Source organism: Bacillus sp. DC4300-2b2, from assembly GCF_049895685.1.
Classification (GTDB): Bacteria; Bacillota; Bacilli; order Bacillales; family Bacillaceae; genus Bacillus; species Bacillus safensis.
This window is the reverse complement of record NZ_JAFCSW010000002.1, coordinates 401736-415488: the sequence shown is the minus strand read 5'-3', so window position 1 is coordinate 415488 and position 13753 is coordinate 401736. Positions and strand designations below refer to the sequence as shown.

Here is a 13753-nt window from a genome sequence, read left to right as displayed (position 1 = left end):
ATGGGAAATAAAAACACAAATCAGTCCAAAGTCGACCTTGTATATCGTAAAAAGAAAAATGCCGAAGAAATGAAGCATCAGCTCATTTCTTTCGGCTTGATGATTGGATTAACATTTGTTGCGTTTTTAACGATCGCCTCAGAAGACGTTGGAAACTGGTTCGCTGTACCGTTTATTTTACTGCTTGCAGGCATTCAGGTGGCTTTTCAGCTTTATTATTTTATGCACATGAACCAAAAAGGGCATGAAACACCCGCCTTGTTTCTATACTCAGGTGTGTTTGTTGCGTTTATTACCGTATTAGCCTTTTTGACCATTATATGGTGGTAAACCCGCTTTGCCCTTGAAGGAGGCGCAGCAATGGAAAACTTAGAAATATTCGGATTTCGGGCATTATGGAGCCCTTATTATTTGACATGTATTGTGATAGCAGCTGCTCTTTATCTGCTTCTTGTGACAAAGGGGAAGCACCGTGCGACCGTGAAAGAGAAAACGTTATTTCTGACCGGGCTTGTTCTATTATATGCTGTGAAAGGGAGCCCAATTGATTTAATGGGGCATATTATGTTTAGTGCACATATGGCGCAAATGGCAGTGCTCTATTTAGTTATCCCGCCTCTCCTTATTACAGGATTGCCTGCAGCCATCTGGGAGCGGATCATTCAAACACCAGGTATTCAAGCCGTTTTCCGTTTGTTTTCCAAGCCTTTAATTGCACTGCTTGGGTTTAACGGCTTGTTTTCGCTGTATCACATTCCACTTGTGTTTGATTTTGTGAAAACAGATCCGTTTTACCATGCATTGATGACGGTTGTTATTTTTATCGCTGCCTTTTTCATGTGGTGGCCGCTTGTCCATAAAGTTCAAAGTCTGCCGCAGATCACAGGCATTTTGAAGCTTGGATATATCATGGCAGACGGGATATTGATGACTCCGGCCTGTGCACTTATCATGTTTAGTGAGGCTCCGATCTATGCAACCTATTCTAATGCAGGTGCATGGATACAAGCACTGCATTTATGTGTGCCAAGTGATATGCTTGCAGGCCTTGCTCTCACTGGCCCTGAAATGTTCCACACCTTGCCGCTGCTAGAGGACCAGCAGCTAGGAGCCATTTTGATGAAAATTATTCAGGAGATTGTGTACGGCTCTATTCTTGCTGTTGTCTTTTTTGACTGGGCAAGAAAAGAAAGGGCGAAAGATGCCGTACCAGATGCGCTTATTCCGAAATATGAATAAAAAAAGCACAGCCAGATGGCTGTGCTTTCATCTTAGAAAAAGGGCTAAAAGATATTTTTGCCCTTTGTTTTATGCTTCAGCCGTCATGGCTTCTAGTTTTTCCTTCAGCTGTGCAAGTGTTTTTTTGCTTGATTGGATGAGAGACTTAGGGAATTCTTCGCCTTCGCCATATTCAACGCCATGTGGATAATAGTGTTTTCCAAGTAATGGTGTTAGAAGCTGGATGTGTGCCTTTTTGGCACCGACATCTCCTTCGGTGGCGTAGCCGGAAATTCGTAAATAAAAGGTTCCTTCTACCATGCTGTACTTTCTGTCGTACGTCACACGCTCATAATCCCATTGATCGGCTCGTACAAATCCTTCACTTTCCATAATGAAATCTAATTTATTTAAGTCAGCTGATACCTCTTCAATCCCCGTACCTTCAAACTTCACCCAAAACCCCTCCTTATAAAATTTCCCTTTACTGACAATCATAGTATGAAAGCGTTAAACTTTCAACTGTGAAAGGTATGTTCTTTTATAAGCTGGTTACAGTAATAAAGAAAATAACGGATGGAGGAATCAACGTGAAAACGAAAAAAATCAAAGATATTATGACAAAAAAAGTAGTGACATGTCAGCAAGATGACAATACGTATGAAGCAGCAGTCAAAATGAGAGATGCTGATATCGGTGCCATTCCAGTGGTTGACGGAGATCAGCTCGTTGGAATAGTGACAGACCGTGACCTTGTGCTCAGAGGCATTGCAGAAAAAAAGCCAAACTCACAGGAAGTGGGCTCGCTGATGACGAAGGAAGTACTAACAGCTGAAGAAGATGCAACACTTGAAGAAATTGTCCGACTCATGTCAGAGCATCAGCTCCGCCGCATTCCCGTTGTAAAAAACGGCGCATTAACAGGGATTGTCGCTCTTGGAGATTTATCAGTCGAAGATTTATCAAATGATCGCGCGGGAGAGGCACTGACAGAAATCTCTCAACAGGATCAAAATCATGGGCAAGGATTTCTTCATTAAGAGGGGCATATTTTAAATTCGTGTTAAATAGGCTGTATTGTCGTTGATAAATGGAGCAAGTTTTGTTTAAATGACAGTAGAAGGTACTTTTTGTACCTTGCCAATTTAACGGAGGTGTTTATTTGAAAACTGTGCTCAAAACACTCCTCATCCTCCTGATTATATCTGGAACGTACGTTCTGTTTATTCAATATGGATCTTCACCAGAAAAAGAAAACAGCAATGAACCGAAGGTGTCTAATGAAGAAACATCTAGCGATAAGCCGATCAATATCCCAAAGAAGGGGCTCATGTCCTTTATGGGGAAATCTTCAAACGAAGTGCTTAAACAGCTGGGAGAACCAGATCGCATTGATCCTTCCGCATATGATTATGACTGGTGGATTTACAACCAATCGAAGAAGCACTATATTCAAGTAGGGGTAAAGGATAGTAAAGTGGTGACCTTGTTTGCAACAGGAGACGGACTGAATGTTGAACCATTTAAAATCGGTCAAGCCACGAGTGAAGTATTTAAGAAAACACAAATTGCACCTTACATTCATGTAGAGGATGAACAAAATTCATACCGCTTTGAATTCTCAGAAGATGATATGAATACAAGACCCACTGTGAAAGTGGGAGATGATGTGTATGTTCAGCTTTACATGGATAAGTTTGAAAGCACCCTTTCAAGTATCAGGGCCTTCAACGCAGATACATTTGTGAAACAAAAGCCGTATGAGGTGGTCTACCGAGGTCAATTGGTAGAACCTGAGCCGATATCAGGCGAAAAGTGGAAAGATATCGAGGCTTCCAGTCAAAAACAAATTTTTGATATGACCAATATTATCCGCCATAAGTACAACCTGCCGATCTTAAAGTGGGATGATGAAACCTCTGAAGTGGCTTTTATGCATAGTGAGGACATGAAAGAGAATCATTATTTCTCCCATGAATCTAAAAAATACGGTACGCTGAAAGATCGGTTAGAAAGAGGCGAGGTGGGCTTTCAGCTCGCAGGTGAAAACATTGCCTATAACTATGTCGATGGACCTGCAGCGGTAGAGGGCTGGCTCAATAGTGAAGGTCACAGGAAGGCGTTATTAAATAAAGATTACACGCATCTTGGCGTAGGGGTGAAAGAAAAATATTACACCCAGAATTTCATCAAGAAAACATCTTAAACGAAAGCAGCTGCATAAGTCGCAGCTGTTTTTTTGATGTTTAAAAAGAGGCTCACCAAAATAGATGCTGGTGTATATAGTATAGTAGGCATTTGTATGGGGGGTGAGGATATGACAAACAAGCAAAAACAAACATCCATTGATGAATTTAAACAATTCGTCAGACGCCATCCGAAGTTAATTCAAGAAGTGCAAACGCAAGAAAAAAGCTGGCAAAGTGTCTACGAGAATTGGGTCATGTTTGGTGAAGAAGATGAAATGTGGTCACCTTACCGGCAAACGAAATCTGAAGACGCTAAAGAAGAAAAAGCCTCTAAGCCAAGTGAAGCAGGAAAAGCAGATTTTATGTCTAAAATGGTTTCTGCTGTGAAAAAAATGGACGCTGATCAAATGAATGAACAGATTAACAAAATGAGCCAGTCTATTTCCTCTTTACAAAGCTTACTCGGCCAATTTTCATCCAATGGTTCAAAGAAAGGTTCATCTGGAGGCAGTCAGCACCCATTCTCCTTCAGGAAAGATTAAGTGAAAGGGGATGCTTCTGGTGCGAAAAGAAGTACAGGAATTTGTCATGGCCGAAGAGGATCGAATCAAATTCATAAGGCAGCGTCCTCTCTGGTACAGACAGCTGACGCGACATCCTGAAAATCTATCGTCCTTTGAATTAGATAAAATGAACTTTTACGAAAAAACCATTCCTCATCGTGTAAGTCAGTTGAGCAATAGCGTCCAAATGGCTGAAATGATGATTCAAATGTTCCAAGCAATGCGCAATCAAAATGGAGCCGGTTGAGGCTTTTTTGAGTTGATTAAGATGTCTATTTCCTGAGCATCCTATAAAAGTAGATGAAAGGAGAATCAGATGATGAAATGGATGCTGTCAATAGGCGCATTGCTTTTTCTTGTTACCGGGTGTCAAAGTCAACATGGAGAAGAGCAAGTGAACAAGCAAGACCCAGCATTACCAGTCATGCAGCAAACCCAAAGCGAAATGAAACAGCAAGGCTTTTTGAAATACAAAGTGCAGGGATCGTCTGTCTATATAGAAAGTACACTTCAAGATTTTCATCTTCAGCCAGAGCGTCTAAAAAAGAACGAGAAGGCGGGATATTTCACAGTGTATGTAGACGGGAAACGTGCAGGGAATGAGTATACTGCGGCATTTGTGGTCAAGCATCTTTCAAAAGGAAAGCATAAAATGACCGTTGTGCTGAATTCCCGTCATCCAGAATATAAACAGAAAAGAGAAACATGGGATGTATTTGTCACGTAAAAGCATTTTCTGATCCATAGGTTTCGTGGTAAACTATGAATTGGAGGTGCAACATTTATGTATGCGACAATCGAATCTGTGGAGCTCCAAGAGGAAGCAAATCAATTGGCTGCCATGATTCTTCAGTCGGAGGAGGCTGAACATTACCGCAACTGCTTTAAGCGTCTCCAGCAAGACGAAGAAGCCCAACAAATTATTGCCCATTTTACAAAAGTAAAAGAGCAATATGAGGATGTGCAGCGGTTCGGCAAATACCATCCGGACTATAGAACGATCTCAAAGGAAATGCGTGAGGTCAAAAGAAAGCTAGATCTTCACGATACAGTGGTTGATTTCAAAAAAGCAGAAACAGCGATTCAATCCATCTTAGATGAGATTAGTATTGAAATCGGTCAAGCTGTATCAGCATATATTAAAGTTCCAACAGGGAACCCATATTTTGATGGTCTATCATCATGCGGCGGTGGCTGTGGATCAGGTGGCAGCTGCGGCTGTAAAGTATCTTGACGAGACTTGAATGTCTCGTCTTTTACATAATGAATGAAAAGAATTGAAAAGCGGCAGGTGAAAAGATGGAAACCAAACGTCAAGGGATGGTCGTCTGGCTGCATTCGTTAAAGCAGTCAAAAGCGCTAAGAAAATTCGGGAATGTTCACTATATTTCAAGGAAAATGAAATATGCGGTGATCTATTGTGATATGAATGATCTTGAGCGCTATATGGCTAAGCTTAGCTCGTTACCATTTGTGAAACGTGTTGAGCCTTCATATAAACCTTTTATTAAGTTAGAGTACGAGTCCAAATTGGACAAAGCAAAAGAGTATGATTATAAGGTGGGCTTTTAAAGACACAAAAAAATCCCCGCGGCATCACCCGCGGGGTCCTTCTATTCTTAATGATTCATTAAGGAGAAGGCAAAGGGAGAGGAGAAACCGGAGGAAGAACTTATGGGGAAACGTAAGTCTTCTCCGCGGTTGGCAACAGCACCACATCAGATGCTGTTATAAGTAGTATGACCCCGGATTTCTTGATCTATACATAGAAAATGAATGAAAATCCGCGCATTGTTCCTTGAGGAGTGATGTGGTAAGATAATGTTGAATTTTTTGTCATCAACAATGACCAATAGAAGCAAGCAGAAAAAGTGGTGGAAAAATGAGAGTCATCTCTGGAACGAGAAAAGGCCGCACACTTAAAGCGGTACCAGGTCAATCAACACGACCGACGACAGATAAAGTAAAAGAATCGATATTTAATATGATCGGGCCGTATTTCGATGGCGGATGGGCCCTTGATTTATTTGCAGGAAGCGGTGGTTTAGGAATTGAAGCGCTTTCTAGAGGATTCGATCATTGCATATTTGTTGATCGAGATATGAAGGCGATTCAGACGATTAAAGGGAACCTGAATCAATTGTCGCTAATGGATCAAAGTGAAGTGTTTCGAAATGAAGCAAAGCGTGCACTCGCAGCTGTTGTGAAACGAGAGGAATCCTTTCAAGCCATTTTCCTTGATCCGCCCTATAAAGATCAACAGCTAAAAGCACTTCTTGAAATGATTGACGATCACGCCTTGTTAACAGATGACGGCGTGATCGTGTGTGAGCACGACAAAGATGTGAAACTGCCAGAGGAAGCAGGACAGCTCCACATTACAAGACAGGAACTGTACGGATTGACTGGTATTACGATCTATAGAAAGCGGGGAAATTAATATGGGGAACATAGCCGTTTGTCCGGGCAGCTTCGATCCAGTCACATTGGGGCATTTGGATATCATCAAAAGAGGTGCAAAGATTTTTGATGAAGTGTATGTATGTGTATTAAATAATTCATCTAAAAAACCATTATTTACTGTTGAAGAACGGTGTGAGCTTATTCGCCAAGCGACGAAGGAGCTGCCAAATATCAAAGTTGAATCCTTTCACGGCCTGCTCGTTGATTACGCGAAACAAAAAGAAGCCAAAGTTATTTTACGCGGACTAAGGGCTGTGACGGACTTTGAGTATGAGATGCAAGGCACCTCAATGAACAAAGTGTTAGACGATGAAATTGAAACGTTTTTTATGATGACCAACAATCAATATTCCTTCTTAAGCTCCAGCATTGTCAAAGAAGTAGCGAAATATCATGGGGCAGTCAAAGATCTTGTACCAAAAGAGGTAGAAGCAGCGCTGAAGGAAAAATTTAATGGATGAGTGCACCTGGCACTCATCCATTTTTTAATTTCCGATAGTATAGCGCGATATACACAATCAAGCTGCAAAGTGTGATTAAGGGCCCAGCTGTCACAAGCTGATTCCAAAGCACGCTGCTGAACATGACGACCTGCTGGCCTGCATCAAAGGCACCCGCCGGGAGAGCGATGTCTGATCGAGAGACATAAAGAGGCCTGAATAATAAAAAGGCAAAAACAGCTGCATAAATCCCGTGAAGCAAACGGGCGAAGAAAAACGGTTTAAAGCGGATATCGGTTGCCGCTAGAATGCCGGCGACTTGGGCTTGAACAGAAAACCCGCTGAATCCTAAAATAAAGCTGACGACAATGGTTTTAGCGAGAAGGGTGACTTCCTGTGACCCTGTCATCTGGCTTCCTAATGTGATTTCAAATAAACCAGCAATCATGGCAAGGTCTAATTCTGGGGGAAGGTGCATCGTTTGCAGCATATATCCGAGCCCTATGGATAAAAGGTCTGTCACATGGACAACTGACAGCATTTTGCTAAACACAGAAAATAAGATAATAAAGCCGCCAATCATAAAGAGTGTTTGGACTGATGACATGACTGCATCACTTAAAATTTGGCCGAGCGGTCTTTTCTCTGCGAGTCTTGCTGTATGAAGAGCATTGAAAGCCTCTTTAAACGGCGGGATTAAAAATTTCTTGCGGCTTCTTAGATGCGCATCATGCCGCGCTTTATATCCCCGCATCGTCACACCAACAGCAAGGTTCCCTAAATAATGTGCGCTTGCCAATACAATGCCTAAAGCTGGGTGATGAAAAAAACCAACAGCCACCGCACCGAAAATAAACAATGGATTCGATGAATTTGTAAAGGAAACGAGACGCTCTGCTTCGATCCGCGTCAGCTGCCTTTCCTGCCTCAGTCTTGTCGTTAATTTCGCACCGGAAGGAAACCCTGAAGCCATTCCCATTGCTAGGACAAATCCGCCTACACCTGGCACCCGGAAGATGGGGCGCATAAATGGCTCTAATAATACCCCGACAAATCTGACAATCCCAAAACTAATTAATAGCTCGGACAAAATAAAAAAAGGAAGCAATGATGGAAATACAACCTCCCACCACATTGCAAGTCCATTTTTCGACGCTTGCAAAGAGGCTTGTGGGTGTGTAATCACAGTGGCTGTTAAAAAAATAAAAAAAGCAGCGATGAACAGAGTGTTCCATTTTTTCATGGAGATTTCGCCCCTTGCCGTTATGATCTATTGGCGAGCTCGTGATTGTAGAAAAAGAAATTAGCCGAGCCTGTCTTCTATTACTATACGAGCAGTAGGGGCATGTTTAGACCTATAGATTCGTATATATGCATAGAAAGAGGAGGGTGGATTTTCATGAAGCGACCGATCATCGGGCTTGCACTAGGCTCCGGGGGTGCGAGGGGAATGGCGCATATCGGGGTATTGTCTAGTCTTGAGAAGCAAGGGATACAGGTAGATATGATCGCAGGAAGCAGTATTGGCGCACTTGTTGGGAGCTTTTATGCGGCAGGACAAGACGTAGAAAAAATGAAAAAACTTGCACTTGTCTTCAGAAGAAAGTATTATGCTGACTATACACTGCCAAAAATCGGTCTTTTAAAAGGAAATCGAATTTTGCAGCTGATTCACACGTTTACATATGGGAAAACATTCGAAGAATTAAGAATGCCCCTTGCGGTGGTTGCCTGTGACCTCGAAACAGGGGAAAAGGTTGTGTTTAAAGAAGGGTCTGTCTCACAAGCAGTCAGAGCAAGCATCAGCATTCCAGGCGTGTTTGTTCCTCACGAAATGGGCGGCAGACAGCTAGTGGATGGAGCGGTTGTTGACCGCATTCCTGTGTCTGTTTTAAAAGAAATGGGCGCAGACCTTATTATCGCCTCTGATGTATCAAGGGTGAAAAAAACAGAAAAGGCGACGAGATTATCGGATGTGATCATGCAAAGTTTGGACATCCTTCAAAATGAATTGGTCCGTCATCAAACCATTCATGCAGATCTCATGATTCGGCCGAGGCTTGAAACATTTAGCTCCAGTTCGTTCACACAGGTTCAGGAGATGATTGAAGCTGGTGAGCTCGCCGCAGACCAATTAACAGGTAAACTGAAAGATGTCATTGATAAATGGGAGTGTTAATCGAATGAAAAAATTGAATATTCGCTGGCTCAGCTTTTTTGTCGTTGTTCTTGTCTTATTTGGCTTAACTTTTGTCAAACTACCGTATTACGTGACAAAGCCAGGTGATGCAACAGAGATTGCCCCTCACATTCAAGTGGACGGTGGATACGGTGAGAAGGGCAGCTTCTCTCTTATGACGATTAAAGTAGGTCCAGCCAATCCGTATACGTATTTGCTTGCGAAAATGAATAAATATGACGAGATCGTCCCAGAAGAAAATATTAAAGCGGACGGAGAGTCGGATGAAGATTATATGAAAAGACAGCTTCAGCTGATGAAAAGCTCTCAAGAAAATGCCATGATTGCAGCGTATACAAAAGCAGGTAAAAAAGTAGATTATACGTTTAATGGGGTATATGCGAGCTACGTCATGAAAGGCATGCCTGCTTACGGTAAAATTGAAGTGGGCGACCGGATTAAAAGCGTTGATGGCAAGACGTATGACTCTGCTGATAAAATGGTGTCGTATATCAGCCGTCAAAAAGCAGGTACATCTGTCCGTTTTGTCCTTGAACGAAACGGCAAGGATATCACGCAGCAAGTGAAGTTAAAACCTTTTAAAGAAGAGCCGAATCGAGTCGGAATTGGCGTATCATTATTTACAGACCGAAATGTGAAAGTCTCGCCTTCTATTAAGGTGGATATTGAAAATATCGGCGGCCCGTCGGCAGGTTTAATGATGTCACTTGAAATTTATAACCAGCTAACAAAAGAAGACGAAACTCATGGCTATGCGATTGCAGGGACCGGAACGATTGACGCTGATGGTACGGTCGGGCCAATTGGCGGAATTGATCAAAAGGTCGTTGCAGCAGATAAAGCAGGAAAAGATATCTTCTTTGCACCAAACGATAAAGGTGATCCAAACTCCGACTACAAAAATGCAGTGAAAACAGCGAAAGATATTAAAAGTGATATGAAAATCGTTCCTGTAGACACAATGCAGGACGCACTGAACTATTTAAATAAGTTAAAAGAGAAAGCATCTTAAGTAAAAAAAGAGCAGCCCTTATCAAGGCTGCTCTCAGCGTGTAGACAAACCCTCGCATTCGGTGTCAGGTCTCTGCGCCGGTACTCACGAATGTCAAATTCGCTCCGTTCCGGTGCTCGCCCTTCCTAGACTTCAAAGGTTTTCTATCACGCTGAAAAGAAGACAAAGGACTAAAATAAAGATCATTTTAGCCCTTTGTCAACAATCAGAGAGCAGCCCTTATCAAGGCTGCTCTTTTTATCAAGATTGGAAGAGACCAGTCTCTTCATCATAGCGGATCGGTGAGGTTTTAAATTCTGCTTCTGTTAACTTTGTTTGCATTGGTTCGCTGATAGGAAGGCTGAAGACGCGGGAAGCGCGAATGTCAAGATCAAGGGCAGGGTGTGAAAAGGAAGACAGCTTGCTGATGAGCGGTACGTCCAATTCTTTTTTGACAAGTGATAAGTATTGCTGTCCTTTCTTTGACATACCAAGTAAACGAATGTATGGCGTGTGTTTCTCGTTTAGCAGCTCATGCATGACAGTTTTCTTTACCCTCATTAAAAGGTGCGTATTCATCCGCTGCAGCCTTGTCCAGGTATATCGTTTTGTTTTCAAAAGTGATAGATATTCCTCGTAGGAGGACGCATGTGTGATCGCCTTTTGCATGCGGTGTTCGATGCCTTCTTCGATTTCATAGATGCCTTCTAGTTCCGCTGTATCCATTGTGTGAAACACATGTTTTAAGAAGCTGAAATAGTCTTCTTGTGTATGTAAAAGATCATAAGAAGAATAATAGTCATGTAATTGCTTAAGCGAAGCTTCCGGGAGATAAGAGGCAACAGTCTCAAATGATCCATTCTCTTTTAAGGCTTTTCGGATGCTTGTTGCGCTTGCGATTTTCTGATGTTCAGGAAGCTCTTGATCATGATAGCCTGATGCAATTCTTTGAGAGGTAAAGGGCTCTATGTGAGGAGATCTCTCTAAGATGGCTTTGACATAATGGAAGCCTAAAATGTTATTGGGCTTAGACAAATCCAGTAAGTGTTTAGGATCAATGATCTCTTGAAACGCAGCGGCAGAGGCAGCTGGATAACTAAGCCCTTCTTTGACCTTTGCTTTTGTGAAAAGATCAATTTCTTCTTTTTTCTCATGCCAAGCGTGAGCTGTTCGCTCAAATGCTTTGATATCTCCGTCCTCGCTTCCGAAAAAAAGGGAGCGGCATTTTAAAGCGTCTAGAATGGACACAGCGCCGTTTGCAAAGGTTTCTGCCTTTTGCACTGCATATATGTATGGAAGCTCACATACGATGTCTACACCGTTTTGCAATGCCATTTTAGTACGTGCCCATTTAGAGACGATGGCAGGCTCTCCGCGCTGGAGGAAGGAACCGCTCATGACGGCAATGGCTACATCTGAGGAGGTATGTGTTTTCGCCTGACGAACATGGTAGGCATGTCCATAATGAAATGGATTATACTCGACAACGACTCCTGTTGCTTTCAATAGATGTTCCGCCTTTCTTGCTATGGTTAAATGGTCTATGCTACAGTAGCATAAGGGAAAAATGAAGCCCATTTTTTTCAGTGTAGGCATTCCGTGAACTGATGTCAAACAACGCTTTGACATCACAAAGGACTGTAAAGAAAAAATATTGACAAATAGCATGATGAAAGCTATAATCATGTTTGTTGCTCTTAGAGGTGATACAATTGAAATGGACAGTTTATCAGTTACATCAAAAAGCTAAAAACAGCTTCGATTTTCATGAGACGGTTGACTTAAATGAACTTACTAGCCTTCATTCAGATATACGTCGCATTTCACCAGTAGAGGTGAAAGGGACTGGAGTGATCGAATCAAAGCAAGTCGCATTTGATTTAACCATCACAGGTGAAATGACATTGCCTTGTTCAAGAACGCTTGTTGATGTAAATTATCCATTTGCGATTTCAACGAAAGAACTATTTGTACTTCATAAGACAGACGATATAGAAGATGAAGACGTATCTGTTGTAGAAGACGATATCATCGACTTAACGCCTATTGTCAAGGAAGAAATTCTTCTTGAAGTGCCGATGCAAATCTTTTGCGATCAAACAGACGTAAAAGGTGCTGCACCACAGGAAGGGAATGACTGGGCGGTCATTTCGGAAGATGCACATCAAAACCGAATTGATCCGCGTCTGGAAGGCTTGAAGAAGCTCTTAGAAGAAAATAATGAATCTTAACTCTTTAAGGAGGTGGGAATAATGGCTGTACCTTTTAGAAGAACTTCTAAAATGAAAAAAAGATTGCGTCGTACGCATTTCAAACTACAAGTACCTGGTATGGTAGCTTGCCCAGAATGCGGTGAAATGAAAATTTCTCATCGTGTCTGCAAATCTTGCGGAACATACAAAGGCAAAGACGTAAAAAGCAACTAATGCTTGATAAAAAAGCGTAAGGGAATCTTCCCTTGCGTTTTTTTATTTGTCTATTTTTTTAGGTTTCTCTCCTGCAAATAGTCTATCTACTCTAGTAAGCGCATATGATGTGGTATTCAGATTCAGGGGGGATGATCAATTGACGATTACAAGGCAGGATGCATGGACACAAGATGAAGATTTACTTTTAGCAGAAGTCGTCTTAAGACACATTCGTGATGGAGGAACGCAGCTTTCCGCATTTGAGGAAGTTGGGAAAGCATTGTCAAGAACAGCTGCAGCATGTGGATTCAGATGGAACTCATACGTCAGAAAACAATATCAGGCCGGCATTGAGCTGGCGAAAAAACAGCGAAAAGAACTGCGTAAAAAGATTGGGATTCATTCCTCGGGTTTACCACAGAATACGTTAACGATAGAAGAGAAGGCATCTTCAGATCAGGCTGAATTGACCTTGCGAGAAGTGATTCAGTTCTTAGAGCAGCTTGAAAAAGAACCTGCTGGCTCTGCTTATTTACGGGAAGAACTAGCGGATGCACAGCATCAACTGAAATCGCTCACGGAAGAAAATGAACATTTGAAGCGGCAATTAAAAATGACAGAAGAAGATTACCGGGCACTCATTGGGATTGTTGAAAGAGTCAAACAGAATATCAACTTAAAAGAATATGCTAAATAAGAAAACGCCCCTCACAGAGAAAGGAGGGGCGTTTTGCCATCAGTATTAAGCAGATTCACCTGTATTCTTCTGAATATGGGCAGGCTCCCAGATGAGTGGATTTTCGCCTTTGTCGCGTTCCATATCATATTTCACCGCTTCAAAGCCCATTTTATCCCAAAAACCGGCAGATTTGACGCGTGGATTGGTTCGGATAGGCAACCCGAAAGATTTGGCGAAATCAACAAGTGCCTCGCCGTACCCTTTACGCTGATACCCAGGAAGCACTTCCAGCTTCCATAGCTCTAAATAATCATGATTGTGGTCAAAATACGTTGTCGTCGAGCCGTCCACTTGATATAGGCTCATACGTGCGACCAGCTTATCTCCAAAATAAATCCCGTAAAATGGAGAGTTGCTGTCATTTTCAATCATATTACTTTCAAGGTCTTCAAGCATGGATAGTTCTTGTATCCCATATTCTTTAAATTGTTTAAATTCCTCTAAAGTTTTGTAATTGATTAGAAGTCGTTTTACTTGTGTCATATGATCTTCCCCCTTACACACATAATGTCGACAGTGATGTCATTGAAGGCGTTTTCAAC

At 42.0% G+C, this 13753-nt stretch carries 20 protein-coding genes; 16 read left to right on the top strand and 4 right to left on the bottom strand.

The genetic code is table 11. From position 1 onward, the window contains the following. Entirely contained in the window at positions 1-330 is a 330-nt protein-coding gene (gene ctaF / locus ACP69X_RS06990; RefSeq protein WP_024426910.1) for a cytochrome c oxidase subunit IVB, read from the top strand. A 30-nt stretch (positions 331-360) separates the two neighbouring features. Next, positions 361-1239: a cytochrome c oxidase assembly factor CtaG gene (gene ctaG, locus ACP69X_RS06985; protein WP_338527581.1), complete on the top strand. Its 879-nt coding sequence runs from the start codon at positions 361-363 to the stop codon at positions 1237-1239. 69 nt (positions 1240-1308) lie between these two features. Here ctaG and ACP69X_RS06980 read toward each other — a convergent pair whose 3' ends face one another. Next, positions 1309-1674 (bottom strand): YugN family protein, encoded by a 366-nt coding sequence (locus ACP69X_RS06980; protein ID WP_024426911.1) that lies wholly within the window; start codon positions 1672-1674, stop codon positions 1309-1311. A gap of 161 nt (positions 1675-1835) precedes the next feature. On the opposite strand from ACP69X_RS06980, the gene ACP69X_RS06975 reads away from it, so the two are divergent. From ACP69X_RS06975 to coaD, 9 genes are all read left to right on the top strand, one after another. Next, the gene (locus tag ACP69X_RS06975; RefSeq protein ID WP_075612378.1) at positions 1836-2258 is read left to right on the top strand and encodes a CBS domain-containing protein; all 423 of its coding nucleotides are present in this window, start codon (positions 1836-1838) and stop codon (positions 2256-2258) included. Positions 2259-2380: 122 nt separating this feature from the next. After that, positions 2381-3424 (top strand): CAP domain-containing protein, encoded by a 1044-nt coding sequence (locus ACP69X_RS06970; RefSeq protein ID WP_041084945.1) that lies wholly within the window; start codon positions 2381-2383, stop codon positions 3422-3424. A gap of 111 nt (positions 3425-3535) precedes the next feature. After that, complete coding sequence (locus tag ACP69X_RS06965) at positions 3536-3949, top strand: YlbD family protein (protein WP_041084944.1); 414 nt, start codon at positions 3536-3538, stop codon at positions 3947-3949. Between the two features lie 19 nt (positions 3950-3968). Next, positions 3969-4217: a YlbE-like family protein gene (locus tag ACP69X_RS06960; RefSeq protein ID WP_039178297.1), complete on the top strand. Its 249-nt coding sequence runs from the start codon at positions 3969-3971 to the stop codon at positions 4215-4217. Positions 4218-4289: 72 nt separating this feature from the next. Then, complete coding sequence (locus ACP69X_RS06955; protein WP_073979455.1) at positions 4290-4697, top strand: hypothetical protein; 408 nt, start codon at positions 4290-4292, stop codon at positions 4695-4697. 57 nt (positions 4698-4754) lie between these two features. After that, positions 4755-5204, top strand: coding sequence for a YlbF family regulator (locus ACP69X_RS06950; protein ID WP_007499807.1), 450 nt, complete (start codon positions 4755-4757; stop codon positions 5202-5204). A gap of 65 nt (positions 5205-5269) precedes the next feature. Further along, positions 5270-5542, top strand: coding sequence for a YlbG family protein (locus ACP69X_RS06945; RefSeq protein ID WP_426052545.1), 273 nt, complete (start codon positions 5270-5272; stop codon positions 5540-5542). 310 nt (positions 5543-5852) lie between these two features. Beyond that, a complete protein-coding gene (rsmD, locus tag ACP69X_RS06940) occupies positions 5853-6410 on the top strand; it encodes a 16S rRNA (guanine(966)-N(2))-methyltransferase RsmD (protein WP_075611355.1) in 558 nt (185 codons plus the stop codon). Position 6411: 1 nt separating this feature from the next. Continuing rightward, positions 6412-6894, top strand: a complete 483-nt coding sequence (gene coaD / locus ACP69X_RS06935; RefSeq protein ID WP_024426917.1) for a pantetheine-phosphate adenylyltransferase — start codon at positions 6412-6414, stop codon at positions 6892-6894. Between the two features lie 13 nt (positions 6895-6907). On the opposite strand, the gene ylbJ is transcribed toward coaD, so the two are convergent. Beyond that, positions 6908-8116 (bottom strand): sporulation integral membrane protein YlbJ, encoded by a 1209-nt coding sequence (ylbJ, locus tag ACP69X_RS06930; RefSeq protein ID WP_426052544.1) that lies wholly within the window; start codon positions 8114-8116, stop codon positions 6908-6910. 156 nt (positions 8117-8272) lie between these two features. Between ylbJ and ACP69X_RS06925 the strand changes: the two genes are divergently transcribed. After that, positions 8273-9052 (top strand): patatin-like phospholipase family protein, encoded by a 780-nt coding sequence (locus ACP69X_RS06925; protein ID WP_041084940.1) that lies wholly within the window; start codon positions 8273-8275, stop codon positions 9050-9052. A 4-nt stretch (positions 9053-9056) separates the two neighbouring features. Further along, entirely contained in the window at positions 9057-10085 is a 1029-nt protein-coding gene (locus ACP69X_RS06920; RefSeq protein WP_039178313.1) for a SepM family pheromone-processing serine protease, read from the top strand. Positions 10086-10325: 240 nt separating this feature from the next. Here the strand turns inward: ACP69X_RS06920 and ACP69X_RS06915 are convergent, their stop codons facing one another. Further along, positions 10326-11570 carry a nucleotidyltransferase gene (locus ACP69X_RS06915; protein WP_041085215.1) on the bottom strand — a complete coding sequence of 415 codons (1245 nt, stop codon included), beginning with the start codon at positions 11568-11570 and terminating at the stop codon, positions 10326-10328. A 206-nt stretch (positions 11571-11776) separates the two neighbouring features. Between ACP69X_RS06915 and ACP69X_RS06910 the strand changes: the two genes are divergently transcribed. From ACP69X_RS06910 to gerR, 3 genes are all read left to right on the top strand, one after another. Continuing rightward, positions 11777-12295 carry a YceD family protein gene (locus ACP69X_RS06910; RefSeq protein ID WP_019743276.1) on the top strand — a complete coding sequence of 173 codons (519 nt, stop codon included), beginning with the start codon at positions 11777-11779 and terminating at the stop codon, positions 12293-12295. A gap of 21 nt (positions 12296-12316) precedes the next feature. Next, positions 12317-12490 (top strand): 50S ribosomal protein L32, encoded by a 174-nt coding sequence (gene rpmF, locus ACP69X_RS06905; protein WP_008354700.1) that lies wholly within the window; start codon positions 12317-12319, stop codon positions 12488-12490. Between the two features lie 139 nt (positions 12491-12629). After that, positions 12630-13169, top strand: coding sequence for a sporulation-specific transcriptional regulator GerR (gene gerR / locus ACP69X_RS06900; protein ID WP_041084939.1), 540 nt, complete (start codon positions 12630-12632; stop codon positions 13167-13169). Between the two features lie 45 nt (positions 13170-13214). Here the strand turns inward: gerR and ACP69X_RS06895 are convergent, their stop codons facing one another. Continuing rightward, a complete protein-coding gene (locus ACP69X_RS06895) occupies positions 13215-13694 on the bottom strand; it encodes an N-acetyltransferase (protein WP_007499784.1) in 480 nt (159 codons plus the stop codon). Positions 13695-13753: the final 59 nt, after the last annotated feature.

What these genes read in the sequence shown, in the direction of transcription:
- ctaF (WP_024426910.1), top strand. Translation starts at nt 1, where the DNA reads ATGGGAAATAAAAACACAAATCAGTCCAAAGTCGACCTTGTATATCGT.
- ctaG (WP_338527581.1), top strand. Translation starts at nt 361, where the DNA reads ATGGAAAACTTAGAAATATTCGGATTTCGGGCATTATGGAGCCCTTAT.
- ACP69X_RS06975 (WP_075612378.1), top strand. Translation starts at nt 1,836, where the DNA reads ATGACAAAAAAAGTAGTGACATGTCAGCAAGATGACAATACGTATGAA.
- ACP69X_RS06965 (WP_041084944.1), top strand. Translation starts at nt 3,536, where the DNA reads ATGACAAACAAGCAAAAACAAACATCCATTGATGAATTTAAACAATTC.
- ACP69X_RS06955 (WP_073979455.1), top strand. Translation starts at nt 4,290, where the DNA reads ATGAAATGGATGCTGTCAATAGGCGCATTGCTTTTTCTTGTTACCGGG.
- ACP69X_RS06950 (WP_007499807.1), top strand. Translation starts at nt 4,755, where the DNA reads ATGTATGCGACAATCGAATCTGTGGAGCTCCAAGAGGAAGCAAATCAA.
- ACP69X_RS06945 (WP_426052545.1), top strand. Translation starts at nt 5,270, where the DNA reads ATGGAAACCAAACGTCAAGGGATGGTCGTCTGGCTGCATTCGTTAAAG.
- rsmD (WP_075611355.1), top strand. Translation starts at nt 5,853, where the DNA reads ATGAGAGTCATCTCTGGAACGAGAAAAGGCCGCACACTTAAAGCGGTA.
- coaD (WP_024426917.1), top strand. Translation starts at nt 6,412, where the DNA reads ATGGGGAACATAGCCGTTTGTCCGGGCAGCTTCGATCCAGTCACATTG.
- ylbJ (WP_426052544.1), bottom strand. Translation starts at nt 8,116, where the DNA reads ATGAAAAAATGGAACACTCTGTTCATCGCTGCTTTTTTTATTTTTTTA.
- ACP69X_RS06925 (WP_041084940.1), top strand. Translation starts at nt 8,273, where the DNA reads ATGAAGCGACCGATCATCGGGCTTGCACTAGGCTCCGGGGGTGCGAGG.
- ACP69X_RS06920 (WP_039178313.1), top strand. Translation starts at nt 9,057, where the DNA reads ATGAAAAAATTGAATATTCGCTGGCTCAGCTTTTTTGTCGTTGTTCTT.
- rpmF (WP_008354700.1), top strand. Translation starts at nt 12,317, where the DNA reads ATGGCTGTACCTTTTAGAAGAACTTCTAAAATGAAAAAAAGATTGCGT.
- ACP69X_RS06895 (WP_007499784.1), bottom strand. Translation starts at nt 13,694, where the DNA reads ATGACACAAGTAAAACGACTTCTAATCAATTACAAAACTTTAGAGGAA.